Source organism: Herbiconiux flava (assembly GCF_013409865.1).
Lineage (GTDB): Bacteria > Actinomycetota > Actinomycetes > Actinomycetales > Microbacteriaceae > Herbiconiux > Herbiconiux flava.
In genome coordinates this window covers 907,639-932,599 of sequence record NZ_JACCBM010000001.1, presented here as the reverse complement: position 1 = coordinate 932,599, position 24,961 = coordinate 907,639, and the positions used below count along the sequence as shown (strand labels likewise).

19 protein-coding genes and 1 pseudogene are annotated in these 24,961 nt (G+C 71.8%); 16 read left to right on the top strand and 4 right to left on the bottom strand.

The features are described from left to right. Window positions 1-34: 34 nt before the first annotated feature. Together BJ984_RS04405 and BJ984_RS04400 are read left to right on the top strand one after the other, a co-directional pair. Window positions 35-871 (top strand): annotated as a pseudogene (locus tag BJ984_RS04405) (ABC transporter permease); the annotation flags it as partial. A 51-nt stretch (window positions 872-922) separates the two neighbouring features. Further along, window positions 923-1,378: a nucleoside deaminase gene (locus BJ984_RS04400; protein WP_179546991.1), complete on the top strand. Its 456-nt coding sequence runs from the start codon at window positions 923-925 to the stop codon at window positions 1,376-1,378. A gap of 44 nt (window positions 1,379-1,422) precedes the next feature. Here the strand turns inward: BJ984_RS04400 and xylA are convergent, their stop codons facing one another. After that, the gene (gene xylA / locus BJ984_RS04395) at window positions 1,423-2,616 is read right to left on the bottom strand and encodes a xylose isomerase (protein WP_173181974.1); all 1,194 of its coding nucleotides are present in this window, start codon (window positions 2,614-2,616) and stop codon (window positions 1,423-1,425) included. A gap of 269 nt (window positions 2,617-2,885) precedes the next feature. Here xylA and chvE point away from each other — a divergent pair, with 269 nt between their 5' ends. The 8 genes from chvE (at window position 2,886) to BJ984_RS04355 (ending at window position 13,350) form a co-directional block, all read left to right on the top strand. Beyond that, complete coding sequence (gene chvE, locus BJ984_RS04390; protein ID WP_179546990.1) at window positions 2,886-4,010, top strand: multiple monosaccharide ABC transporter substrate-binding protein; 1,125 nt, start codon at window positions 2,886-2,888, stop codon at window positions 4,008-4,010. Between the two features lie 98 nt (window positions 4,011-4,108). After that, entirely contained in the window at window positions 4,109-5,638 is a 1,530-nt protein-coding gene (gene mmsA / locus BJ984_RS04385; RefSeq protein ID WP_179546989.1) for a multiple monosaccharide ABC transporter ATP-binding protein, read from the top strand. 5 nt (window positions 5,639-5,643) lie between these two features. Next, a complete protein-coding gene (gene mmsB / locus BJ984_RS04380; RefSeq protein WP_173181977.1) occupies window positions 5,644-6,864 on the top strand; it encodes a multiple monosaccharide ABC transporter permease in 1,221 nt (406 codons plus the stop codon). Window positions 6,865-7,004: 140 nt separating this feature from the next. Next, window positions 7,005-8,207, top strand: coding sequence for an ROK family transcriptional regulator (locus tag BJ984_RS04375; protein WP_179546988.1), 1,203 nt, complete (start codon window positions 7,005-7,007; stop codon window positions 8,205-8,207). 33 nt (window positions 8,208-8,240) lie between these two features. Next, window positions 8,241-8,984, top strand: coding sequence for a DeoR/GlpR family DNA-binding transcription regulator (locus tag BJ984_RS04370; RefSeq protein ID WP_179546987.1), 744 nt, complete (start codon window positions 8,241-8,243; stop codon window positions 8,982-8,984). A gap of 101 nt (window positions 8,985-9,085) precedes the next feature. Continuing rightward, window positions 9,086-11,122: a bifunctional aldolase/short-chain dehydrogenase gene (locus tag BJ984_RS04365; protein ID WP_179546986.1), complete on the top strand. Its 2,037-nt coding sequence runs from the start codon at window positions 9,086-9,088 to the stop codon at window positions 11,120-11,122. 9 nt (window positions 11,123-11,131) lie between these two features. Next, window positions 11,132-12,571, top strand: coding sequence for a rhamnulokinase (locus BJ984_RS04360; RefSeq protein WP_179546985.1), 1,440 nt, complete (start codon window positions 11,132-11,134; stop codon window positions 12,569-12,571). A 95-nt stretch (window positions 12,572-12,666) separates the two neighbouring features. After that, window positions 12,667-13,350: an endonuclease/exonuclease/phosphatase family protein gene (locus BJ984_RS04355; RefSeq protein ID WP_246306430.1), complete on the top strand. Its 684-nt coding sequence runs from the start codon at window positions 12,667-12,669 to the stop codon at window positions 13,348-13,350. A 35-nt stretch (window positions 13,351-13,385) separates the two neighbouring features. On the opposite strand, the gene BJ984_RS04350 is transcribed toward BJ984_RS04355, so the two are convergent. Both BJ984_RS04350 and BJ984_RS04345 read right to left on the bottom strand, forming a co-directional pair. Further along, entirely contained in the window at window positions 13,386-14,327 is a 942-nt protein-coding gene (locus BJ984_RS04350; RefSeq protein ID WP_179546984.1) for an NAD(+)/NADH kinase, read from the bottom strand. 56 nt (window positions 14,328-14,383) lie between these two features. Beyond that, entirely contained in the window at window positions 14,384-14,971 is a 588-nt protein-coding gene (locus tag BJ984_RS04345) for a DUF1707 SHOCT-like domain-containing protein (RefSeq protein ID WP_179546983.1), read from the bottom strand. A gap of 100 nt (window positions 14,972-15,071) precedes the next feature. Between BJ984_RS04345 and BJ984_RS04340 the strand changes: the two genes are divergently transcribed. The 6 genes from BJ984_RS04340 to BJ984_RS04315 all read left to right on the top strand — a co-directional run bounded on the left by BJ984_RS04340 (window position 15,072) and on the right by BJ984_RS04315 (window position 23,487). After that, window positions 15,072-15,977 (top strand): aldo/keto reductase, encoded by a 906-nt coding sequence (locus tag BJ984_RS04340; protein WP_179546982.1) that lies wholly within the window; start codon window positions 15,072-15,074, stop codon window positions 15,975-15,977. A gap of 195 nt (window positions 15,978-16,172) precedes the next feature. After that, complete coding sequence (locus tag BJ984_RS04335) at window positions 16,173-18,692, top strand: cell wall-binding repeat-containing protein (RefSeq protein WP_179546981.1); 2,520 nt, start codon at window positions 16,173-16,175, stop codon at window positions 18,690-18,692. 130 nt (window positions 18,693-18,822) lie between these two features. Beyond that, window positions 18,823-19,620 (top strand): GDSL-type esterase/lipase family protein, encoded by a 798-nt coding sequence (locus BJ984_RS04330; protein ID WP_179546980.1) that lies wholly within the window; start codon window positions 18,823-18,825, stop codon window positions 19,618-19,620. A gap of 112 nt (window positions 19,621-19,732) precedes the next feature. Next, a complete protein-coding gene (locus BJ984_RS04325) occupies window positions 19,733-20,485 on the top strand; it encodes a FadR/GntR family transcriptional regulator (protein ID WP_271206393.1) in 753 nt (250 codons plus the stop codon). A gap of 48 nt (window positions 20,486-20,533) precedes the next feature. Next, window positions 20,534-22,021: an alpha-hydroxy acid oxidase gene (locus BJ984_RS04320; RefSeq protein ID WP_179546979.1), complete on the top strand. Its 1,488-nt coding sequence runs from the start codon at window positions 20,534-20,536 to the stop codon at window positions 22,019-22,021. Window positions 22,022-22,236: 215 nt separating this feature from the next. Continuing rightward, the gene (locus BJ984_RS04315; RefSeq protein ID WP_246306571.1) at window positions 22,237-23,487 is read left to right on the top strand and encodes a glycerate kinase; all 1,251 of its coding nucleotides are present in this window, start codon (window positions 22,237-22,239) and stop codon (window positions 23,485-23,487) included. Window positions 23,488-23,574: 87 nt separating this feature from the next. Here BJ984_RS04315 and BJ984_RS04310 read toward each other — a convergent pair whose 3' ends face one another. Beyond that, window positions 23,575-24,855, bottom strand: a complete 1,281-nt coding sequence (locus BJ984_RS04310) for an MFS transporter (RefSeq protein ID WP_271206392.1) — start codon at window positions 24,853-24,855, stop codon at window positions 23,575-23,577. Window positions 24,856-24,961: the final 106 nt, after the last annotated feature.

The window sequence follows — 24,961 nt, the reverse complement described above, 5'->3', positions numbered from 1 at the left end:
GCGACCCTCACCATCGCCACCCCCGCTCGTCTGGGCGGCGCTCGGCGCCCTGATCAACGAGCGGGCGGGCATCCTGAACCTCGGCATCGAGGGCACGATGTACGCCGGCGCCTTCGTCGGCTTCCTCACGGCGGTGACGACCGGCAACCCGTACCTCGGCATCGGCACCGCGGTCGTCGCCGGGCTGGCGGCGGGCGCCCTGATGGGCCTGCTCACCGTGACCCTCGGGGTGAACCAGCACGTCGCCGGCCTCGGCACCACGCTGCTGCTCGTCGCCGCCTGCGACTTCACCAACCGGCTGCTGTTCTCGACCGGCACGCAGTCGGTGACCGAGAAGTTCGACCGCTGGTTCCCCGGGCTCGGGATGCTCGCGCAGTACCCGATGACGTTCGTGGCGTTCCTCGTGCTCGCACCGGCGCTCTGGTGGGTGCTCCGCTCGACCGGGTTCGGCCTGCGGCTGCACGCCGTGGGCGAGAACCCCGAGGCGGCGGATGCGGCCGGCATCCCCGTGGCCCGCACCCGCTACGCCGCGCTGATGCTCGGAAGCGTGCTGATGGCGGTGGGCGGGTCGTTCCTGACGCTGTCGCTGCTCGGCAGCTTCACGCTCGACATCGTGTCGGGCCGCGGCTGGATCTGCATCGCCCTGGTGATCTTCGGCCGCTGGCGCGTCTGGCCGGTGGTGGCAGGCGCGCTGCTGTTCGGCTTCACGGATGCGCTGCAGCTGCAGCTCGCCATCACGCCGCTGTTCAGCGCCGTGCCCAATGAACTGCTGATCGCGCTGCCGTACCTCGTCGTCATCGCGGCCCTCGCCGTGTGGGGACGACGGGTGCGGTACCCCGGCGCGTACCTGACGCCGTACCGGCGCGCGTAGACCTTCCGAGCCCCCGACCCACCCACGACCGATCTTCACAAGGAGCGAACGATGGCCCCCACCGACACCGAACTGCTGAGCCATGCGATCGCCGAGGCGCGCGCCGGGCGGGCGACCGGCGGCATCCCGATCGGCGCCGCGCTGATCGTCGACGGCGAGGTGCTCGCCACCGGCCACAACAAGCGGGTGCAGCTCGACTCGCCGATCCTGCACGGCGAGACGGACTGCCTGGCGGCGGCCGGGCGGCTGCCCGCCTCGGTCTACGCCCGGGCCACGATGGTGACGACGCTCTCGCCGTGCGACATGTGCACGGGCGCGATCCTGCTGTACGGCATCCCGCGCGTGATCATCGGCGAGAACACGACGTTCTATGGCGGCGAGGACTACCTGCGCCAGCGTGGCGTCGAGGTGACCGTGCTCGACGACCCCGAGTGCATCGAGCTGATGCGCGAGTTCATCGCGGCCGAACCGGCCCTCTGGAACGAGGACATCGGCGAAGACGCCTGATCCCCCCTCCTCGCGGGGAGGAGAGGGGATCAGAGAGGTGCGCGCTAGGAGCGGGCGCCCGTGAGGTGCTCGAGTGCCAGCTGCTGCAGGCGCACGAAGCCGAAGCCCTTGCCGTTGAAGTACGCGTCGGCGTCGAACTCCTCGTAGGCCGAGGTGTCGGCGAGGAACGCGTCGTACGACTCGCCCTCACCGAGGGTCGGCACCGAGAGCTCGGGCACGCGGGCGGCGGTGAGCGCCTCCTGCACCTCGGGGTCGGCGCGGAACGCCGCGGCGCGCTCCTTGAGGATGAGATAGGTGCGCATGTTGGCCTTGGCCGACTCCCAGACACCCGTCTCGTCCTCGGTGCGCGAGGGCTTGTAGTCGAAGTGGCGCGGGCCCTCGTAGGACGGGCCGCCGTTCGGGCCGCCGTTCTCGAGCAGGTCGACCAGGGCGAAGGCGTTGTGCAGGTCGCCGTGGCCGAACACGAGGTCCTGGTCGTACTTGATGCCGCGCTGCCCGTTGAGGTCGATGTGGTAGAGCTTGCCCTGGTAGAGGGCCTGGGCGATGCCGGCCGCGAAGTTCAGGCCCGCCATCTGCTCGTGGCCGACCTCGGGGTTGACGCCGACGAGCTCGGGGCGCTCGAGGGTCTCGATGAAGGCCAGCGCGTGGCCGACGGTCGGCAGCAGGATGTCGCCGCGGGGCTCGTTGGGCTTCGGCTCGATGGCGAAGCGGATGTCGTAGCCCTTGTCGGTGACGTAGTCGCCGAGCAGGTTGACGGCCTCGCGGTAGCGCTCGAGGGCGGAGCGGATGTCCTTCGCGGCGTCGTACTCGGCGCCCTCGCGGCCGCCCCACATGACGAAGGTCTTCGCGCCGAGCTCGGCGGCCAGGTCGAGGTTCCGCAGCACCTTGCGGAGCGCGAAGCGGCGCACGGCGCGGTCGTTGGAGGTGAAGCCGCCGTCCTTGAAGACGGGCGCCGAGAACAGGTTGGTGGTGACCATCGGCACGATCACGCCGGTGTCGGCGAGCACCTGCTTGAGGCGGTCGATCTGGGTCTGGCGCTCCGCATCCGTCGAGCCGAAGGCGAACAGGTCGTCGTCGTGGAAGGTGAGGCCGTAGGCGCCGAGCTCGGAGAGCTTCTCGACGGCGTGCACCACGTCGAGGGGGGCGCGGGTGGGGCCGCCGAAGGGGTCGGCGCCGTTGTAGCCGACGGTCCACAGACCGAAGGAGAACTTGTCGTCGCGGGTGGGGGTGTAGGACATGGCGGAGCTCCAGTTCAACGTCTTTGGTGAGTCGCTCCGGCGAGGAGCGCGCGCAAAAGTTATCGGTCCCAACATATTCGGACGTCGTGCGGTCTGTCAAAGATCACGATTCGGAAACAGCGTGATCGCGCTCTATCAAAGCTTTGCGTTGCGCTCGACAGGGGTATATGTTTCGTGAGTCAACAAAGATGCACCAAGAGTTGACGCCTTACAAGGGAGTAATGGCTACATGCCTTCCCCTTCACATCACGAAAGGGACTGACACCACCATGTCAATGACGAAGAAAATGATGGCGCTCGCTGTCGTCGGCGGTCTCGCCGCCAGCCTCGCCGCCTGCAGCTCGGGCGGATCGACCGATGCCGGCAGCACCGACGGCGCCCAGGTCGCCGACTGCAACGTCGGCATCTCGATGCCCACCCGCAGCCTCGAGCGCTGGATCAACGACGGCGAAGGCCTGCAGAAGAAGCTCCAGGACGCCGGCTGCACCGTCGACCTGCAGTACGCGGACAACAAGACCGAGCAGCAGATCTCGCAGATCCAGAACCAGGTCGCGGGCGGATCGAAGATCCTCGTGGTCGCCGCCATCGACGGCGAGACCCTCGGCCCGGTGCTCGCCGACGCCAAGAAGCAGGACATCACGGTCATCGCCTACGACCGCCTGATCAACGGCACCCCCGACGTCGACTACTACGCGACCTTCGACAACTACAAGGTGGGCCAGCTCCAGGGCCAGTACATCGAGGAGCAGCTGGGTCTGAAGGACGGCAAGGGTCCGTTCAACCTCGAGCCCTTCGCCGGAAGCCCCGACGACAACAACGCCGGCTTCTTCTTCCACGGCGCGTGGGATGTGCTGCAGCCGTACGTCGAAAGCGGCAAGCTGGTCATCCCCTCCGGCAAGAACCCCGAGGGTGAGGACGGCTGGAAGGCCATCGGCATCCTCGGCTGGGGCTCGGACGACGCCCAGGCCGAGATGGACAACCGCCTCTCCTCGTTCTACACGGGCGGCGAGAAGGTCAACGTGGTGCTCTCCCCGAACGACAGCCTGGCCCTCGGCATCGAGGCCTCGCTGAAGTCGGCCGGGTACAGCGCCGGCGCCGACTACCCGGTGATCACCGGACAGGACGCCGACAAGGCGAACGTCGAGGCCATCCTCAACGACCTGCAGTCGATGACCGTCTGGAAGGACACCCGTGCCCTCGGTGACCGCGTCTTCGACATGGTCCAGTCCATCGCGGCCGGCGAAGAGGTCGAGGTCAACGACACCGAGACGTACGACAACGGCGAGAAGGTCGTCCCGGCCTACCTGCTCGACCCCGAGGTGGTCGTGAAGGACGACGTGCAGACCAAGCTCGTCGACTCCGGCTTCCTGAAGGCCTCGGACATCGGTCTCTGACCTGCGCTGAAGCGCTGACACCATCGGCGGCGGCCTCCCTGAGGCCGCCGCCGATCACCCTGTTCAACCCCCTTAGCTTGAAGAGAGCGACGCGACCCATGAGCAACGCGATTCTGTGGATGCGCGACATCACCAAGGACTTCAACGGTGTGAAGGCGCTCGACGGCGTCTCGATCGTCGTGGAGCGCGGTGAGGTGCACGCCATCTGCGGTGAGAACGGCGCCGGAAAATCGACCCTGATGAAGGTCCTGTCCGGCGTGTACCCGCACGGCAGCTACGGCGGATCCATCGAGTTCGAAGGCCACCCGACCGCCTACAAGACCATCAACGACAGCGAGCACGACGGCATCGTGATCATCCACCAGGAGCTCGCGCTGAGCCCCTACCTGTCGATCGCCGAGAACATCTTCCTCGGCAACGAGAACGCCAGCCGCGGCATCATCGACTGGAACAAGACCAACCGCGAAGCGGCCGTGCTGCTCGCCCGGGTCGGGCTGAACGAGAACCCGGCCACGCCGGTGCTCGAGCTCGGCGTCGGCAAGCAGCAGCTGGTCGAGATCGCCAAGGCGCTGTCCAAGCGCGTGAAGCTGCTCATCCTCGACGAGCCGACCGCCGCGCTGAACGACGACGACTCCGAGCACCTGCTGACGCTGATCAACCACCTGCGCGAGCAGGGCATCACCTGCATCATCATCAGCCACAAGCTGAAGGAGATCCGCAAGATCGCCGACACCGTCACGATCATCCGCGACGGCAAGACGATCGAGTCCTTCTCGATGAAGGAGGCGGATGCGACGGAGTCGCGGATCATCCGCTCGATGGTCGGCCGCCCCCTCGACAACCAGTTCCCGCCCCGCACGCCGAACATCGGCGAGGAGTACTTCCGGGTCGAGAACTGGACGGCGTACCACCCGGTCGACACCGAGCGGAAGGTCGTCGACGACGCCTCCTTCACGGTGAAGGCGGGCGAGATCGTCGGCTTCGCCGGCCTGATGGGCGCCGGGCGCACCGAGCTCGCGATGAGCATCTTCGGCCGCTCCTACGGCACGAACATCTCGGGCAGGGTCTTCAAGGCGGGCAAGGAGATCCAGACCCGCACGGTGAGCGAGGCCATCCAGAACGGCCTGGCGTACGCCACGGAGGACCGCAAGAAGTTCGGCCTCAACCTGATCGGCGACATCTCCGAGAACATCTCCGCCGCCGCGCTGAACAAGCTCGCCAAGGGCGGGGTGGTCGACCGCAACCAGGAGAACAAGGTGGCCGACGGCTACCGCGCCTCGATGAACATCAAGGCGCCCTCGGTGTCGTCCATCGTGGGCAAGCTCTCGGGCGGCAACCAGCAGAAGGTCGTGCTGTCGAAGTGGATGTTCACCGGGCCCGACGTGCTCATCCTCGACGAGCCCACCCGCGGCATCGACGTGGGCGCGAAGTACGAGATCTACGGCATCATCAACCAGCTCGCGTCCGAGGGCAAGGCGGTCATCGTCATCTCCTCGGAGCTGCCCGAGCTGATCGGTCTCTCCGACCGCATCTACACCATCTCCGAAGGCCGGATCACCGGCGAGGTCGTCCGTGAGGACGCGACGCAGGAAACACTCATGCACTACATGACCGCGGGAAGGGACTGACCCCGATGACGAACACAGCCACCGAAGCACCGACCGAGCCCTCGGGCCCGGCCCCGGTGAAGTCGCCCCGCCGGATGCGGGTCGACCTCCGTCAGTACGGCATCCTCGCCGCGCTGGCGATCATCATCCTGCTGTTCGAGGTGCTCACCAACGGGCGCCTGCTGATGCCCGGCAACATCAACAACCTGATCCAGCAGAACTCCTACGTGCTGATCCTCGCGATCGGCATGGTGATCGTCATCATCGCCGGCCACATCGACCTCTCGGTCGGCTCGGTCGTCGCGCTGGTGGGAGCGGTCGCGGCCCTCGCGATGAACAGCTGGGGCCTGCCGTGGTGGGCCGCCGTGCTGCTCGCCCTCGTCGTCGGCGCCGTGATCGGCGCCTGGCAGGGCTTCTGGGTCGCCTTCGTCGGCATCCCGGCCTTCATCGTGACGCTCGCGGGCATGCTGATCTTCCGCGGCCTGACCCTCGTGCTGCTCACCGGCGGCACGATCTCCGGCCTGCCCGACGAGTTCACCGCGATCGGCGCCGGCTGGCTGCCGCCGTTCCTCGGTGAGGCGCTCGACGGCCGCGACACGCTCACCCTCGTGCTCGGCGTGCTGGCCTCCGCGGCCTTCGTCGTGCAGCAGGTGCGCACCCGCGCCACCCTCCGCAAGCTGGAGCTGCCGCGGGAGCCGGCCGTGTCGGCCATCATCAAGAGCGCCATCCTGGTCATCGCCGTGATGGCGCTGGCCTGGCAGCTGAGTGCCTACTCGGGCACGCCGATCATCCTGATCATCCTCGCCGTGCTCATCCTGCTGTACACCTTCGTGCTCAACCGCACGGTGTTCGGCCGGCACGTCTACGCGATGGGCGGCAACCTGTTCGCCGCGCAGATGAGCGGCGTGAAGACGCAGTGGGTGAACTTCTTCATCTTCGTGAACATGGGCGTGCTCGCCGCCCTCGCCGGCGTGGTCGCCACCGCCCGCGCGGGGTCGGCCGTCGCGAGCGCCGGCCAGAGCTACGAGCTCGACGCCATCGCCGCCGTGTTCATCGGTGGAGCGGCCGTGCAGGGCGGTGTCGGAACCGTGGTCGGCGCCGTCATCGGTGGTCTCGTGATGGGCGTGCTGAACATGGGCCTGTCGATCCTCTCGGTCGACGCCGCCTGGCAGCAGGCCATCAAGGGAATGGTGCTGCTGCTCGCCGTGGCGTTCGACATCATCAACAAGCGGCGGTCGGGCCGCTGACGCGCGCGCCGGTCACCCGGCGTTAAGCTTCGGGGGCGGTCGTCGCGTACGGCCGCCCCCTTCGCATCCCGTCCCGCGGCCGTCCGCCGCCCGTCCCGGCTCATCCGCCCGCCCAATCGCCGCCGTCCGAGGAGGTCGCCGTGTCCGTCCTCGGTACCCCGCGCCCGGTCAGCGCCGGCGTCGGCAACAGCAACGACCAGACCCGCCGGCACAACCTGTCGACCATCCTGACCACACTGCACCACGGCGGCGCGCAGACCCGGGCCGACCTCACGCGGCGCCTGGGCCTCAACCGCTCGACCATCGCCGCCCTCGTCGGCGAGCTCGTCGACCTCGGCCTCGCGCACGAGACGGCCAGCACCGAGCACGGCGGCGTCGGCCGGCCGAGCCCCACCGTGACGCCCTCCGAGCAGGTCGCGGCAATCGCGGTGAACCCCGACACCGACGCCATCATCATCGGCCTCGTGGGGCTCGGCGGCGTGGTGCACAAGCGCATCCGCTACGAGACCGCGGGCGTGCCCACCGTGCGCGAGACGGTCAACATCGTCAAGGCCGTGATCGACGGGATGCGCAGCGAACTCGACACCTCCTTCCGCATCGCGGGCGTCGGCATCGCGGTTCCCGGCCTGGTGCGCGCCGACACCGGCGTGGTCACCCTGGCCCCGCACCTCGACTGGCACGACGAACCGCTCGCCGAGCTCGTGACCGAGGCGCTCGGCTACCCCGCCACCGTCACCAACGACGCGAAGGCGGGCATCATCGCCGAGAGCGTCTACGGCGCGGGCCGCGGCATCGACGACCTGGTCTACGTCAACGGCAGCGCCAGCGGAATCGGCGGCGGCGTGCTCGTCGGCGGGGTGCCGCTGCGCGGAGCCCAGGGCTACGCCGCCGAACTCGGCCACATCAGCGTCGCCGGCAGCGGCATCGACTGCCACTGCGGGCGGGTCGGCTGCCTCGAGACCGAGGTGCACCTCGCGGGGCTGCTCGCCGCCATGGGGCGCGACCACCTCGACGCCGACGAGTTCGACCAGCTGCTGCTGACCAGCTCCGACCCGGCCGTCGAAGCCGAGATCACCCGGCAGCTCGACGTGCTGACGCTGGCACTGGCCGATTTCGTCAGCGTCTTCAACCCCTCGCGCATCCTGCTCGGGGGCTTCCTCGGGTCGCTGTTCGCCGCGCATCCGGAGCGCATCGTCGACGGCGTGCGCGCCGCGTCGTTCGCCCAGCTCGCCGACGAGCTCACCATCGAGCGGGCCCAGCTGCGCTCGCGCCTGCTCGTCGTGGGCGCGGCCGAGATCGCGTTCGAGCAGCTGCTCGCCGACCCCGCTGGCATGTGGGCGTGAGCGCCGGGTGGTCGCGGTGATCGGGGTGGCGTCGTGATCGGGGCCGAGCGCCGCGAACTGCTGCTGGCCCGGCTCGAGGAGCACGGCATCATCGGGCTGGAGGAGTCGGCCTCGGCGCTCGGCGTGTCGACCATGACGGTGCGCCGCGACCTCGAGGCGCTCGAGCACGAGGGCATCGTGAGCCGGGTGCGCGGGGGCGCCGTCGCGACCGTGAAGGCCCGCTCGTTCACCGAGCGGCAGGGCACGGGCGACGCCGCCAAGACCACGATCGCGCAGAAGGCGCTCGACCTCGTGCCGGCGACCGGGTCGATCGCCGTCGACGCCTCGTCGACCTCGGGTCACCTGCTCGCCCAGTTGCGCCCGGCCACCGAGCTCGTGCTCGCGACGAACTCGGCGCACAACCACGCGCGGGCCCGCACCGTGCGCGGCGTGCGCGCGGTGCTGCTCGGCGGCGAGCTCGAGCCCCGCACCGAGAGCTTCGTCGGCCCGATCGCCTGCGCGGCGGCCGGCATGCTCACCTACGACAGATTCTTCACCAGCGCGAGCGCCGTCGACGCCGAGCACGGCACCACCGAGACGATCATCGAGGAGGCGCAGGTCAAGCGGGAGCTCGTGCGCGCCGCCCGCGAGACCGTGCTGCTGCTCGACTCCTCGAAGCTCGACCGGCGCGCGATGGCGGTGGCCATCCCGTGGTCGGGCATCTCCGTCCTCATCACCGAGCTCGATCCGGCGGATGCGCGGCTCGACCCGCTCCGCGACCTCGTCGAGCTCCGCTGAGGCGGCTCTCCGGTCGCTCCTTTGCGGCAGCCGTTGACCGTCGCGCGGCTCGGTGTTATGTTTTGTGAAGTTCACACGCCATGACATCCGATGGAGCATCCATGACCTCGCAGGCCGCCGCCGATCTGATCGCGCGCTCGAACCGACTCGGTTCCGACCCGAAGAACACCAACTACGCCGGCGGCAACACCTCCGCCAAGGGCCTCGAGGTCGACCCCGTGACGGGCGAGGACGTCGAGCTGATGTGGGTCAAGGGCTCGGGCGGCGATCTCGGCACCCTGACCGAGTCGGGTCTCGCGGTGCTCCGCGTCGACCGTCTGCGCGCGCTCGTCAACGTCTATCCCGGCGTCGACCGCGAGGACGAGATGGTCGCCGCCTTCGACTACACGCTGCACGGCAAGGGCGGCGCGGCCCCCTCGATCGACACGGCGATGCACGGCCTGGTCGACGCCGCGCACGTCGACCACCTGCACCCCGACTCCGGCATCGCGATCGCCACCGCGGCCGACGGCGAAGAGCTCACCCGCACGATCTTCGGCGACAAGGTGGTCTGGGTGCCGTGGCGCCGCCCCGGCTTCCAGCTCGGCCTCGACATCGCCGCCATCAAGGCCGAGAACCCCGAGGCCATCGGCTGCATCCTCGGCGGCCACGGCATCACCGCGTGGGGCGACACCAGCGAGGAGAGCGAGCGCAACTCGCTCTGGATCATCGACACCGCCGCCGAGTACATCGCCGCGAACGGCCGGCCCGAGCCGTTCGGCCCCGCCCTCGACGGCTACGGAGCCCTCGAGCCCGCCGAGCGCCGCGCCAAGGCGGCCGCGCTCGCGCCGACCATCCGCGGCCTCGCCTCGACCGACAAGGCGCAGGTCGGCTCCTTCACCGACGCCGACGTCGTGCTCGACTTCCTGGCCTCCGCCGAGCACCCGCGCCTCGCCGCCCTGGGCACCAGCTGCCCCGATCACTTCCTGCGCACGAAGGTGAAGCCGCTCGTGCTCGACCTGCCCGCCGACGCGAGCGTCGAGGACTCGATCGCCCGGCTGAAGGAGCTGCACGCCGCCTACCGCGAGGACTACGCCGCCTACTACGACCGCAACGCCGTCGAGGGCTCCCCCGCCATGCGCGGCGCCGACCCCGCGATCGTGCTGGTGCCGGGCGTCGGCATGTTCAGCTACGGCGCGAACAAGCAGACCGCCCGCGTCGCCGGTGAGTTCTACATCAACGCGATCAACGTGATGCGGGGCGCCGAGGCCCTCAGCACCTACGCGCCGATCGACGAGGCCGAGAAGTTCCGCATCGAGTACTGGGCGCTCGAGGAGGCCAAGCTGCAGCGTCTGCCGGAGCCGAAGTCGCACGCCACCCGGGTGGCCCTCGTGACCGGTGCCGCCTCCGGCATCGGCAAGGCCATCGCCACCCGCCTCGCCGCCGAGGGCGCCTGCGTCGTGATCGCCGACCTCGACCTGGAGAAGGCCGAGGCGGCGGCCGCCGAGCTCGGCGGCACCGACGTCGCGATCGGCGTGCAGGCGAACGTCACCAGCGAGGCCGAGATCCAGGCCGGCATCGAGGCGGCGCTGCTGCAGTTCGGCGGGCTCGACCTCGTCGTGAACAACGCCGGCCTGTCGATCTCGAAGCCGCTGCTCGAGACCACCGAGAAGGACTGGGACCTGCAGCACGACGTGATGGCCAAGGGCTCCTTCCTCGTCTCGAAGGCGGCTGCGAGGGTGCTGATCGAGCAGGAGATGGGCGGCGACATCATCTACATCTCGTCGAAGAACTCCGTCTTCGCCGGCCCGAACAACATCGCCTACTCGGCGACGAAGGCCGACCAGGCCCACCAGGTGCGACTGCTGGCGGCCGAGCTCGGCGAGTACGGCGTGAAGGTCAACGGCATCAACCCCGACGGCGTCGTGCGCGGCTCGGGCATCTTCGCCGGCGGCTGGGGCGCCAAGCGCGCCGCGGTCTACGGCGTGCCCGAGGAGGAGCTCGGCGCCTACTACGCCCAGCGCACGCTGCTGAAGCGCGAGGTGCTCCCCGAGAACGTGGCCAACGCGGTCGCCGTGCTCACCGGCAGCGACCTCACGCACACCACCGGCCTGCACATCCCGGTCGACGCGGGCGTCGCCGCGGCCTTCCTCCGTTAGGCTCCGGGCATGACGGCAGCGGTGGCCGCGGTCGACCTCGGGGCGACCAGCGGGCGGGTGATGCTCGGCTACGTCGGGCACGACGAGTTGCGGCTCGTGCCCGTCGCGCGCTTCCCGAACACCCCCGTGCGGGTGATCGACGGTCTGCACTGGAACATCCTCGAGCTCTACCGCAGCGTCATCGCCGGCCTCGCGTCGGCGGTGCGCGAGGAGCCCGACATCCGCAGCATCGCGGTCGACTCGTGGGCGGTCGACTACGCGCTGCTGCGAGGTGAGCGGATGCTCGGCACCCCGTACCACTACCGCGACGACCGCACGGCCGGCGGTGTCGAGGCCACCCATGCCCTCGTCTCCCCCGCCGAGCTGTACGCCGCGAACGGCCTGCAGTTCCTCGCCTTCAACACGCTGTACCAGCTGGCCGCCGACCGCGCATCCGGAACCCTGGAGCTCGCCGACGGGATGCTGCTCGTGCCCGACCTGGTGAACTTCTGGCTCACGGGGCAGCGGCGGGCCGAGGTCACGAACGCGTCGACGACCGGGCTGCTCGACGTGCACTCGGGAGCGTGGGACGCGGAACTCGTGGAGCGCCTCGGGCTGCCGGCGGGCATCCTGCCGCCCCTCGTGTCGCCCGGTGCCACCGTCGGCACGCTGCTGCCCGCGGTCGCCGCCGAGCTCGGCGCTCCGGCGTCGCTCCCGGTGAGCGCGGTCGGTTCGCACGACACCGCGTCGGCGGTGGTGGCCGTGCCGTCGACGGCCGAGGACATCGCGTACATCTCCAGCGGGACGTGGTCGCTCGTGGGGGTGGAGCTCGAGCATCCGGTCGTCTCGGAGGAGGGGCGCCTCGCCGGTTTCACCAACGAGGGCGGGGTGGACGGGCGCATCCGCTACCTGCAGAACGTCTCGGGGCTGTGGCTGCTGTCGGAGTCGGTGCGCACCTGGGAGCGCGACGGGGTGCCGATCGACCTGCCGACGCTGATCGCCGAGGCCGCGGCGGTCACGACGGAGGTGCCCGTGTTCGAAGCGGGCGACGCCGTGTTCGTGGCGCCGGGCGACATGCCCGCACGGATCGCCGACTGGTTCGGCTCACGGGGGATGCCCTCACCGCAGTCCCGGGCGGAGTTCGTGCGCAGCATCCTGGAGAGCCTCGCCGCCGCGTACGCGCAGTCGATCGAGGCGGCCACCGCCCTGTCAGGGCGCACGGTCTCGGCCATCCACGTGGTGGGCGGGGGGTCGCAGAACACCCTGCTCTGCCAGCTGACCGCCGACCGCACCGGGCGGCCGGTGCTCGCCGGGCCGGTCGAGGCGACCGCGATCGGCAACGTGCTCGTGCAGGCGCGCGCCCAGGGCCTGGTCGCCGGGGACTCCTCGCTCGAGGCGCTGCGGTCCCTGGTGGCACGCACCTTCCGCCCGGTGCGCTACGAGCCCGCTCGGGGGCGGCGCTCAGGCTAGAGGTCGTCCGGCCGTGACAGAATCGTGACCACAGCCGGGCGACCCGTTCGCCGATCCGATCGGCTGAGGCGACAGAAGGTGCGTGCCCGACGACCATGCGACGTGAACTGAACATCATCAGTTACAACCTCCGCAAGCACCACGCGAGCGGAGAGCTGATCGACCTCTCGAAGCTCTACGACGTCGACATCCTCTGCCTGCAGGAGTGCGACACCGAGGACATGCCCCCGGTGATCGAGCACCTCGTGCTGGCCGACTCGACCAAGACGAACCGGCTCGGTCTCGCGATCTACTTCCGCGCCGAGCGCTTCGAGCTGCGCGCCACCCGAGTCTTCGCGCTGCGCAAGTCGATGCACGACCGCGTGATGGCGCCGGCGCACGAGCGGCTGCTCGCGGCGAAGCTCTACGACCACTCGCTCGGCAAGGAGATCCTCGTGGGCTCGTTCCACGCGGCGCCACTGACGGCGACGAACTCCCTGCGACGCAAGCAGATCGCGGCCGCGCACGGCGCGCTGCGGGTGATGGGGCCGGGTCTGCCGACCGTCATGGTGGGCGACTACAACTACCCCTGGTTCCGCAGCAACCTGAGCGAGCGCATGGAGGAGTCGGGCTACCTGCTCTCCTTCAGCGACAAGCCCACCTACGCGCGGTACAAGTACTTCAAGGGGCACTTCGACTTCGTGACCTCGGCCCACACCCGCATCGACTCGATCGACACGCTGCCGCAGGGCGAGTCCGACCACCTGCCGATCCTGGTCGTGGCGGGGGTCGAGGACTGACTCCTCGGCCCTTCTGATCGCGCCGTTCTGACCGCCTAGCGGCGGCGGCGGGCCGCTTCGGCGCGCACGGCCTCGGGCACGAGCTGCAGCAGCTGGTCCTGTCTGAGGGGCAGGTCGAGCAGGCTCAGCTTCACCCGCCCGCGGCTCGCGTGCCGCTCGGCGTCGAAACGGATGACCGTGGCCGCGTCGGCCCGCAGCCGAACCTGCACCAGATCCTTCGCCGACACCTCGGCCGCCACCCTCCCGTCGATCTCCACCGCGGCTCCGCGGGTGCCGTCGCCCAGCTCGAACTCCATCGGCTCGCGTGCGCTCAGCACCAGGGCGCGGTCGATGCCGGTCATCGGAGCCACCGGGCTGATCACCGCCGCCACGAGCGACGGCGACATCACGGGCCCACCGGCCGCGTAGTTGTAGGCGGTGGAGCCGGCACTGGTCGCGACCACCACGGCGTCGCCCCGGTAGTACCCGTAGGGCCGGCCGTCGACGCGGAGGTCGGCCGTCACGACGCCGGCCCCGGGCATCCGGGCCACCGCCACGTCGTTGAAGGCGAGCGACTCGGCGCGCGTCGACCCGTCGGCACCCCGCACCACGACCTCGAGCGCGTGGTGGCCCTCGAGCTGGAAGTCGTCGGCTGCCAGCCGATCGAGCGCCTCGGGCAGCTCGGCCGGCTCGACCTCGACGAGGAAACCGAGGTTGCCGTAGTTGACGCCGAGCACCGGGATGGCCGGCTCGTGGCCCGCCACCAGCCGCATCGCGCCGAGCATCGTGCCGTCGCCGCCCAGGGCGACCACCGCCTCGGCGCGGTCGAGGAACGCCGCCTCGGTCACCAGCTCGATGCCGTCTCCGACCCGGCCGGCGTCGCTCTCGAGGGCGATCAGCGTGGCCGGATGCGCGGCGTCCCACTCCCGCAGCAGGCCGATCGAGCGCGTGACGTCCTTGCTCGGGTGCGGGATGAGACCGATCGTCGCGAGGGGCATGCGGCGAGGGTAGCGGATGCGCGTGGGCGACACTCCGGCGGGCGGTGCTCCCGAGGCTAGCGGTGGTCGTGGCCGCGGCCGGCCGGGCCCCAGACGACGATGCCGACGATCGGCACGAAGAGCCAGAAGACCCACGACCAGGCGAAGCCGCCCGGGATGAGGAAGCCGCAGGCCAGGAACAGGCCGAGCGCGATCAGCGGCGTGACGCTCACGGCCACGACGCCGGCCGCGCCGCCGAGGGGAGCGGGACCGGTGCTGCGACCGGAGTAATCGTAGCCGGCGCCGTAACCCGGGCCGCCGTAGCCGGGTGCGCCGTAGCCCGGGCCGCCGTAGCCGGGCGCCTGGGCGAAGGCGGGGTTCGCCGGCGGCCCGGCGGGCGCGGAATCGACACCGGGAGCGGAAGCGGAGGGTGCGGCCGGGGCGGCCGGGTCGGCGAGGGGGCCGGCGTCGGTGTCGGGGAGATCGGTGAAGAGCGGGGCGAGGTCGCCGCGCACGACCGCCCGGCCCGCGGCGGCGGTGCGCTCGGCGAGTTCGTCGGCGGTCAGGCGGCCCTCCGCCTCGGCGCGGGCGAGCGCGGCGATCGCGGCGTCGCGGTCGGCGTGGCTCAGGCGGAGGTGGGAGGTGCGGGCGTCGTCATAGCTCATGCAGCCACCCTGCCCGACGCCGCACCCTGAGCGGTAGCCCCGAACCAGGGGAGGGCCCCGGGCGTAGCGTGGAGGGACTGCTCACCCTCGAAAGGACACCATGACCTCGCTCGACTTCGGCCCCCTCGTGCTCGGCGGCAACACCTTCGGCTGGACGTCGAGTCGCGAGGAGTCCTTCGCGGTGCTCGACGCCTTCGTCGATGCCGGCGGACGCTCCGTCGACACCGCCGACGTCTACTCCGCCTGGGTTCCCGGCAACTCGGGCGGCGAGTCCGAGACGGTGATCGGCGAGTGGTTCGCGAGCCGCGGCCGGCGCGACGACGTCGTCATCGCCACGAAGGTGTTCTCGCTCGCCGAGCGCCCGGGTCTCTCGGCCGCCAACGTGCGCGCCGCCGTCGACGACTCCCTGCGCCGCCTGCAGACCGACCGCATCGACCTCTACTACGCCCACCGTGACGACGAGTCGGTGGAGCAGGCGGAGTACGTCGCCGTCTTCGACGAGCTCGTGCAGGCCGGCAAGATCGTCGAAGCCGGTGCCTCGAACTTCTCGGCCGATCGCCTGCGCTCGGCCGTGTCGATCGCGAACGAGGCCGGGCTCACCGCCTTCACGGTCGCGCAGGACCAGTACAACCTCGTCGACCGCTCCTTCGAGACGGCGCTGCAGGGAACCCTCCAGAACCTCGGCATCGTCGAGCTGCCCTACTCGGGCCTCGCGAGCGGGTTCCTCACCGGCAAGTACCGGCCGGGCCAGGTCGTCGACTCGGCACGGGCCGGCGGAGCATCCGCGTATCTCGACGACCCCCACAACGTCGAGCTGCTCGGCACCCTCGACGCCATCGCGGCCGAGCGCTCCGTGCCGGTCGCGGCCGTGGCGCTCGCCTGGCTGCGTCAGCAGCCGACGGTCGCGGCGCCGATCGCGAGCGCCCGCACGGTCGAGCAGCTGCCGGCCCTCGTGCAGTCGTTCCGCCTCGAGCTCGGCGACGAGGAGCTCGCCCGCCTCGCCTGACGGTCGCGGCCGGCGCCTTCACCCCCTCACTGGCCGCCGCCGTGCGATTCGAGCAGATGCTCACCGAGATCTGAGCGGATTCCGCGAGGCGGCCGGTCTGGCGCCATCGGGCGGGCGGGCCATAGGATGCGGGTCAGCCCGCTGCGCCGTCGCCGCGAGGCCGTGCCGCGCACCCGTCCCTCCGGGAGACCGCCCATGAGAACGTCGCTCCGCTCGCTCGCCCTCGGCACGGCCCTCGTGCTCGGTGCCTCCCTCGCCGCGACCACGGTCGTCGGCCCCGCCGCCGCGGCGCCCGCCCTGCCGGACGGATCGGTCTCGGTCACCGTCGAGGGCCTCGTGCGGGTGGTGCCGAAGGAGGCGCCGCCGTTCGTCACCGACGACCCCGCGGCGGTCCCGCCGCCGGCGCCGACGGGCTTCGACTACGCGATCCTCACCGACGGCGGCGTCGCGGTGCCGCTGCCCGACGCTCCCACGGGCACGAGCACCGGCGACCGGGTGCAGGTCGAGCTGGTGCTGCCCGACGCCCTCGCCGAGCAGCTCTCGGAGCCGGCGCGCGACGAGCTCGACTCCGCCGGCACCGCGCCCTCCCCCGAGCTGCTCGGCGAGGTCGTGGCGGCCACCCGCGACGGCGCTCCGGCACCGGCGATCGCCGAGTGGACACCGCTGGCCGCCAAGGCCCAGGTGGCGGCCTCCCCCAAGGCGCACGTGCTGAACGTCGCCGTCGTCACCCAGCCCGGCGAGAGCTCGTCCGGCGTCTTCCCCGACTCCGTCGTGAACCGCATCGTGAGCAACCTCGGCGCCTTCTGGGTGCAGCAGTCGGGCGGCCAGGTCGCCTCGCTCGGCGCCACCGGCGGATACAAGCGCATCACCCAGAACGGCTGCGACAGCTCCGCGGCCTGGTCGACGGCCGCCTCGGCGTTCGGCTCCTCCGAGCAGTCGTACTGGGACGGGAGCCGGTCGACGCCGACCCACCTCGTCGTGATCGCCAGCAAGGCCTGCGGTGCGGGCACGGGCTACGGCACGGTCGGCAACGGGGTCGGCGAGGGCGGCGAGATCTGGGCGGTGGTCGACCCGGGCGTGGACGAGAACCAGGTCATGGCGCACGAGTTCGGCCACAACATCTCGCTCGGCCACTCGAACGACGTCAGCTGTTACGGCTACCCGGGAGTGCTCGAGACGTCCCCGCCCTGCTACGACGCGGTGTACGGCGATTACTACGACGTGATGTCCGGCGGCTTCCGCCTGGTCGACGGATCGGGAGCCGCACTCGCGACGACCGAGGCCCTGGCCGCGCTGAACGTCACCCATCGCGTGCACCTCGGGGTGCTCGCCCCGGGGAAGGGGCTGCAGACGGTGACCCTGCCGAGCGGCCAGTCGACGGCGACCGTCACCGCGACCCTCGCCGCCGCGTCGGCGACCTCCGGCACCCGGGGCGTCGTCGTCACCGACCCCAGGACGGGCGGCCGCTACTACCTCGAGTACCGCTCGGGCACGGGCACCTCGGTCGCGAACGGCCGCGACGCCCAGGCCTTCTACAGCACCGTCGGGGCGTACTACCCCGACTACGGCCCCGGGGTGCGCGTGCTCCGGCTGCGGCTCGATCCGTACGAGGACTTCGACGGCACGCAGCGCTTCGACGAGTCGTCGGCCGCGCTCCTCGACACGGCGGCGAGCGATTCCGAACGGCATCGCTTCCTGGCGACTGGCGACAGCCTGACGACGGATCTCGGCGGCTTCACGGTGTCGGTGAAGTCGCTCACCTCCTCGTCGGCGACGGTCTCGATCAGCCTCGGCGCCGTCGACCTGTCGGGCGTCACCACCCGCGACCGCCTCTCGGGCGCCGACCGCTACGGCACCGCCATCGCGCTGTCCAAGGCCGCCTTCCCGTCGGGCGCACCCGTCGTCTACCTGGCCACCGGCACCACCTACCCGGATGCCCTCGCCGCCGGCCCCGCCGCGGCGAAGCAGGGCGGCCCCCTGCTGCTCACCACCCCGACGGCACTGCCCGCCGCCGTGCGCACCGAGCTCCAGCGGCTCGATCCCGCGAAGATCGTCATCGTCGGAGGCCTGAACAGCGTCTCGGCCGCCGTCGCCGACGCGGCGAAGAAGATCGCGCCCGTCACCCGGTTGGCCGGCGCCGACCGCTACGCCACGGGCCGGGCCATCGTCGCCAGCGCCTTCCCCTCCGCGCCCTCGGTGTTCCTGGCCACGGGCGCGAACTTCCCCGACGCCCTCTCGGCCGGGGCGGCGGGTGCCGGATCGGCGATGCCGGTGGTGCTCGTGAACGGGCCGGCCGGCCTCGACGGCGCCACCGCGTCGCTCCTGACGAAGCTCGGCACGACCGACGCCGCGATCGTCGGCGGCCTGCTCACCGTCTCCTCCGAGATCGAGGGCCAGCTCTACCAGGTGCCCACGATGCAGCGCGTCACCCGCCTGGCCGGCGGCGACCGCTACGCCACGAGCTCGGCGATCAACGCGGCCTACTTCACGGCGCCGACCGCACGCGTGCTGCTGGCGAGCGGCTCCGGGTTCGCGGATGCCCTGGCCGGCGGCCCTGTCGCCGCCCGCTTCGGCGCCCCGCTGTACGTCGTGCCGCCCTCGTGCGTGCCGAACGACGTGCTGGCCGCCCTCGACGGCTTCGACACCGAGCACGTCACCCTCGTCGGCGGCACGGTCTCGCTCAGCGCGGAGGTGCAGGCCCTCAAACGCTGCTGACCCGAAGCGGTGCTGACCCGGAGCGGTGCTGACCCGGATCGGCGCGAGCGGCCGCCGGTGCTGCGCGGTCCGCTCCCGGGTGATTCCGCGCCGGTTCCCAGGCCCGGGGTCGAGACTTCGGGCTGTGCGGGTGCAGCGGGGTCGGGGCGGCCGACGGGCGAGCGGCCGGCCGCGCATCCGTCGCCTCGCCCTCGCCGGGGCGCTCACCTCGGCGATGCTGCTGGCCGGATGCTCGGCCCCCGCCACGGGCACGAGCGGTTTCGGGGCGGCCGGTGTCGCACCCGGTGGCCCGTGGACCATCGACTCCGGCGCCGGCGCCCCGCAGCCCGGCGCGCGACAGGAGATCGTCACGATCGGCGACTCGATCATGTCGGGCAACGGCCTCGACGCCGAGCAGGCCTGGCCCGACGTGCTCGCCCGGGCGAACAGCTGGCAGGTCACGAACCTCGCCGAGGACGGGGCGGGCTTCGTGCAGCCGGGCGACGACGGCCACACCTTCGCCGAGCAGGTGACGCAGGCGATCGCCGACGCCCCCGACGACCCGGATGCGCCCGCCCTGATCGTCGTGTCCGCCAGCAGCAACGACCTCGGCCGGGACCCCGGGAAGGTCGAGCACGCCGCGACGAAGGCGTTCACGGCACTGCACCGGGCCTTCCCCGGCACGGCGCTGGTCGGCCTCGGCGCGATCTGGGGCGACCAGGAGCCGCCACCCGAGCTCGCCGAGATCAACGACGCGGTGCACTCGGCCGCCGAGGCGGAGGGCGCGAGCTGGGTCGACGTCGGCGAGCCGCTCGCCGGCCGGTTCGACCTGATGCAGTTCGACGACACGCATCCGACGGCCGCGGGGCAGCGGGTGCTCGCGACGGCGGTCGACGAGCGGCTGCGGGCGCTCCTCGGCTCGGCGGGTTCGGCCGACAGCGCGGGCTGACGGCGCGAGTCGAGAACGCGGGCTGGCCGCACGGGCTGACAGGTCCGCCGCCATCTGGTACCGTGTGGTCTGACCACATGGTCTGACCACACGAGCCGTCGAGGAGGACAGCGTGAGCGCCGTCGCCGAGGTCACTCCCGCCGCCGACAGCGGGCGGGCGTGGGAGGTCGTGCTGCGTCGGATCGAGGGCGACCTCGTGGCGGGCATCCTGAAGCCGGGCGACCACCTGCCGGCCGAACGGGCCCTCGCCGCGGAGCTCGGAGTCGGGCGTTCGAGCGTGCGCGAGGCCATCCGGGTGCTGGAGGTGCTCGGGCTGATCAGCACCCGGGCGGGGTCGGGGCCGCAGTCGGGCGCCGTCATCATCGCCCGGCCGACCGGCGGCATGAGCGCGCTGGTGCGGCTGCAGGTAGCCGCGCAGGGCTTCGCCGTGCCCGACGTCGTGGCGACCCGTGTGGTGCTGGAGTCGGCCGTGGTCACCGAGCTGAGCGCCGGCCGGGCGGCCCTCACGGAGGCGCGCGAGCTGCTCGACGCGATGGAGCTGGAGGGAGCCGACGGAGCGCCGATGGGCCGCAACGAGTTCCTCACCCTCGACCAGGCCTTCCACCTCGCCCTCGCCGCCGCCTCGGGCAACGCGGTGATCGCCGCGATGATGTCGGGGCTCCGCGACTCGATCGAGCAGTACATCCGCGTCGGCGCCTCGGTGCTGCCCGACTGGGCGGCGACGCAGCAGCGGCTGGCCCGGGAGCACCGCGCCATCGTCGGCGCCATCGACGAGGGTGACGCCGAGGGGGCGCGGACGCGCATCCGGAACCACATCGAGACCTATCACGCCGAGACGAACGTCTCGAGCATCCACGACCACTGACGCGGCCCACTGACACCGGCCCACCGAGAACGAAGGAAAGCGAAACCCATGGTCCAGCGCCGCATCCCCAAAGTCCGCGACCTCGCGCCGCTCATGCAGTTCAAGGCGCCCGACCTGCAGGCCAAGCGCCGCCGGCTGAACGCCGCGCTCACCATCGACGACCTGCGCACCATCGCGAAGCGCCGCACGCCGAAGGCCGCCTTCGACTACACCGAGGGCGCGGCCGAGGCGGAGATCAGCCTGCAGCGGGCGCGTCAGGCCTTCCAGGACATCCAGTTCAACCCCGCGATCCTGCGCGACGTGTCGACGGTGTCGACCGGGTGGGACGTGCTCGGCGCGCCCGTGTCGCTGCCGTTCGGCATCGCGCCCACCGGGTTCACGCGCATGATGCAGACCGAGGGCGAGATCGCGGGGGCCGGCGCGGCCGGGGCGGCGGGCATCCCGTTCTCGCTGTCGACCATGGGCACCACGGCCATCGAGGACGTGAAGAAGGCGAACCCGACCGGGCGCAACTGGTTCCAGCTCTACATGTGGAAGGACCGGCCGCGGTCGATGGCGCTCGTCGAGCGCGCCGCCGCCGCGGGCTTCGACACCCTGCTCGTCACGGTCGACGTTCCCGTGGCCGGCGCGCGGCTGCGGGACAAGCGGAACGGCTTCTCGATCCCTCCGCAGCTGACGCCCGGCACCGTGATCAACGCGCTGCCCCGCCCCGAGTGGTGGATCAACTTCCTCACCACCGAGCCGCTCTCGTTCGCCTCGCTCGACCGCTGGTCGGGCACGGTCGGCGAGCTGCTCGACACCATGTTCGACCCGACGGTCACCTTCGAGGACCTCGAGTGGATCAAGGAGCAGTGGCCGGGCAAGATCGTCGTCAAGGGCGTGCAGTCGATGGGCGACGCGCAGCGCCTGGCCGAGCTCGGCGTCGACGCCATCACGCTGTCGAACCACGGCGGGCGGCAGCTCGACCGGGCGCCGATCCCGTTCCACCTGCTGCCCGACGTCGCCCGCGAGTTCGGCTCGGAGTACGAGGTGCACCTGGACACGGGCATCATGTCGGGCGCCGACATCGTGGCGTCGGTGGCGCTCGGTGCGCGGTTCACGCTCGTGGGGCGGGCCTACCTCTACGGGCTGATGGCCGGTGGGCGCGAGGGCGTCGACCGGATGATCGGCATCCTCGGCGAGCAGATCTCGCGCACCATGCGACTGCTGGGCGTGAACTCGCTCGAGGAGCTGAACCCGTCGCACGTGACGCAGCTCGAGCGGCTGGCGCCGCGGGCGGTGTCGCCGGCTGTGGCGGCGGCGGCTTCGGCGGCGCCCGAGCGGGCGCGGGCGGTCAAGGCGCGGTCGGGTGCCGCGGGTGCTGGTGCTGGCGCCTCGAGTGCCGGCTCCTCGGGCTCTGGCGCCTCGGGTGCTGGCGCCTCGGGCTCGGGCGCTTCGGCGGCAGCCTCGAAGCCCGCCACCTCGACCACGAACACCGCGCGCAAGCCGGCGAAGCCCGTGACGGCCGCCGAGGCCGCGACCGGCGCCGACGCCTGATGAGGTCGGGGCCCGACGGGTCGGCGGGTGACGTGGTGCCGGCCCGTCAGGGCGACGCGCATCCGCACCTCGTCGATGCCGGCGGGGCAGGTCACATGGCGCCGGCCCCGGAGGGTGTCGCGCATCCGCACCCCATCGAGGCCGGCGGGGCAGGTGGCGTGCTGTCGGCCGGGGAGGGCGACGCGCATCCGCACCTCGTCTCGGGCGGGGGCACCCTGCGGGTCGTGATCGCCCCGGACTCCTTCAAGGGGTCGGCGAGCGCGGTCGCGGTCGCCTCGGCCCTCGCCGCGGGCTGGCGCTCGGTGCGCCCGGGCGACGACCTGGTGCTGCGCCCGATGGCCGACGGCGGCGAGGGCACGCTCGACGCCCTGGCGATCGCGCACCCGACAGCCCAGCGGATGCCCGTCACCGTGCTCGGCCCCGCCGACGCCCCGGTGGCGGCGCACTGGCTGCTCGTCACGGCGTCCGACGGCACCCGCACCGGCATCGTCGAACTCGCGGGCACGAGTGGGATCGAGCTGCTCACGACCCTCCGCCCCCTCGACGCCCACACCCGCGGCTTCGGCGAGGCCATCGCGGCCGCCCTCGACGCCGGGGTCGACCGTCTGGTGCTCGCGATCGGCGGCAGCGCCTCCACCGACGGCGGCAGCGGGCTGCTCACCGCACTCGGCGCCCGGCTGACGGATGCCGCCGGCACCCCGATCCCCGCCGGCGCCCGCGGTCTCGCGTCGCTCTCCCGGGCCGACCTCTCGGGCCTGCGCCCGCTCCCGCCCGGCGGCGCGGTCGTGCTCACCGACGTCACCTCGCCGCTCCTCGGCCCCGCCGGCGCCGTCGCGGTCTTCGGCCCCCAGAAGGGCCTCACCCCCGCCGCCTCCCCCGCGGTCGAGGCCTCCCTCGCGCGCTACGCGGCGCTCCTCGCCCCCGCGCTCCTCGCACCCGCCCTCACCGCCGCTCACTCGCGGCAATCCGTCGCCGTGGCCGCCGAGTCGCGGCAAACTGTCGCTGTGGACGCTGAGTCGCGGCAGAGTGCGACCGATCGGCGCGACTCAGCGGCAGGCACCCACGCCGGGGCGGCGGATGTCCCCGGGAGCGGGGCCGCGGGCGGCGCCGGGTTCGGGCTGCTCGTGTGGGGCGCGACCCTCGAGCCCGGCGCCGCGGCCGTCGCCCGCGAGCTGGGGCTGGCCGACGCGATCGCGGGCGCCGACGTCGTGATCACGGGCGAGGGCCGCTTCGACGGGCAGTCGGAGGCCGGCAAGGTGCCCACCCACGTGCGGGATCTCGCCGCGGCGGCCGGTGCCCGCCCCGCTCTCGTGGCCGGTCTGATCGACGCGGAGCCTGCGGGCTTCGCCGCATCCGCTGCCCTCGTCGACCCCGAGCTCGCGGGCAGCCCCGCCGCCTCGCTCGCCGACCCCCTGCGCTGGCTCACCGAGGCCGGCGCCCGTCTGGCGCGAACGCTCGCCCCCTGACCGGGGAGCGGGTCCGGCCCGGGAGCGGGCCCGGCCCGGCGGCGAGCCGGCCCGGCGTCGAGCCTGGCCGGGGATCGAGCCGACGGGTCAGGCGGCGGGCGCGAGAAGGCCGCGACGCCAGAGCAGCGCCGCGACCGCGAGCGCCACGAGCGCCGGCACCCCGCCCGAGACGAGCATGCCGAGCTGCGGGCCGACGTGCTCGACGAAGGCGCCCATCAGCGGCCCGCCCACGGCCTGGCCGCCAAGCAGCACGAGCATGTACAGCGCCATCACCCGGCCGCGCACGCCCATGTTCGTGGACATCTGCACCAGCGAGTTCGCCGCCGTGATGAACAGCAGCCAGCCGAATCCGAGCAGCACCAGCGCGATCGAGAACGGCAGCTGACCGGGCATAAGCCCGCAGAGCGCCTGCACGACGCTGTACCCGATCGCCGCGACGACGACCGTGCGCAGCTGCACCGCCCGCCGCCGCGTCGACAGCAGCGCTCCCGTCAGCGCCCCCACCGCCACCAGCGAGTTGAACAGCCCGTAGCCGCCCGCCCCGGTGGCGAAGACGTCGTCGGCGTACGCGGCGAGCAGCACCGGCAGGTTCTGGGCGAACACGGCGATCACGGCCAGCAGCACGAGCGTGTACAGGATGGCCGGCTTCCCGATCGCGTAGCGCACCCCCTCGCGCAGCTGCCCCCTGGCCCGCGGCGAGCGCGGGGCGCGGTGCAGCTCGGCCGGGTTCATCCGGGTGAGGGCCACGACCACGAGCGCGCAGGCCAGCGCGTTGATCGCGAACGACCAGCCCGCGCCGACTGCGACGAGCAGCGCCCCGCTGAGCGCCGGGCCGATCAGCGCCCCGATCTGGAACGTCGAGGAGTTGAGGCTGATCGCGTTCCGCAGCATCGACGGACCGACGAGCTCGTTCGTGAACACCTGGCGCGCCGGGTTGTCGACGACCGTGATCAGCCCGAGCACCACGGCGACGACGTAGACGTGCCACACCTCGATCCAGCCCGTGAGCGCGAGGATCGCGAGCGCCGCACTGGTCAGCACCGAGGCGCTCTGCGTGATCATCAGCAGCACCCGCTTGGGGTAGCGGTCGACGATCAGCCCCCCGAAGAGACCGAGCACGAGCATCGGCGCGAACTGCAGCGCCGTCGTGATGCCGACTGTCACGACGCTGCCCGAGAGCTGCAGCACGAGCCAGTCCTGAGCGATGCGCTGCATCCAGAGCGCTGTGAGGGCGACCAGCGAGGTGCCGGCGAAGATGCGGTAGTTGCGCACGCTCAGCGAGAGGAGCGTGTGGCGCCAGGGCGGCGGGGCGCTGAGGACGGTGATGGGTTCGGTGGCGGGAGCGGGTGAAGCGAGCGTCGAAGTCACGTATGAAGATTCCTGTGGTCGTGGGTCTTCTTCGACGGTACGCTCGGCAGAGTCATTGATCGAGCCGATCAGCGCTATGACTGCCATTGGTTCTTCGAATAGCCGT

Coding starts and splice junctions, on each gene's coding strand:
- BJ984_RS04400 (WP_179546991.1), top strand. CDS start 923: ATGGCCCCCACCGACACCGAACTGCTGAGCCATGCGATCGCCGAGGCG.
- xylA (WP_173181974.1), bottom strand. CDS start 2,616: ATGTCCTACACCCCCACCCGCGACGACAAGTTCTCCTTCGGTCTGTGG.
- chvE (WP_179546990.1), top strand. CDS start 2,886: ATGTCAATGACGAAGAAAATGATGGCGCTCGCTGTCGTCGGCGGTCTC.
- mmsA (WP_179546989.1), top strand. CDS start 4,109: ATGAGCAACGCGATTCTGTGGATGCGCGACATCACCAAGGACTTCAAC.
- mmsB (WP_173181977.1), top strand. CDS start 5,644: ATGACGAACACAGCCACCGAAGCACCGACCGAGCCCTCGGGCCCGGCC.
- BJ984_RS04365 (WP_179546986.1), top strand. CDS start 9,086: ATGACCTCGCAGGCCGCCGCCGATCTGATCGCGCGCTCGAACCGACTC.
- BJ984_RS04360 (WP_179546985.1), top strand. CDS start 11,132: ATGACGGCAGCGGTGGCCGCGGTCGACCTCGGGGCGACCAGCGGGCGG.
- BJ984_RS04355 (WP_246306430.1), top strand. CDS start 12,667: ATGCGACGTGAACTGAACATCATCAGTTACAACCTCCGCAAGCACCAC.
- BJ984_RS04350 (WP_179546984.1), bottom strand. CDS start 14,327: ATGCCCCTCGCGACGATCGGTCTCATCCCGCACCCGAGCAAGGACGTC.
- BJ984_RS04345 (WP_179546983.1), bottom strand. CDS start 14,971: ATGAGCTATGACGACGCCCGCACCTCCCACCTCCGCCTGAGCCACGCC.
- BJ984_RS04340 (WP_179546982.1), top strand. CDS start 15,072: ATGACCTCGCTCGACTTCGGCCCCCTCGTGCTCGGCGGCAACACCTTC.
- BJ984_RS04335 (WP_179546981.1), top strand. CDS start 16,173: ATGAGAACGTCGCTCCGCTCGCTCGCCCTCGGCACGGCCCTCGTGCTC.
- BJ984_RS04320 (WP_179546979.1), top strand. CDS start 20,534: ATGGTCCAGCGCCGCATCCCCAAAGTCCGCGACCTCGCGCCGCTCATG.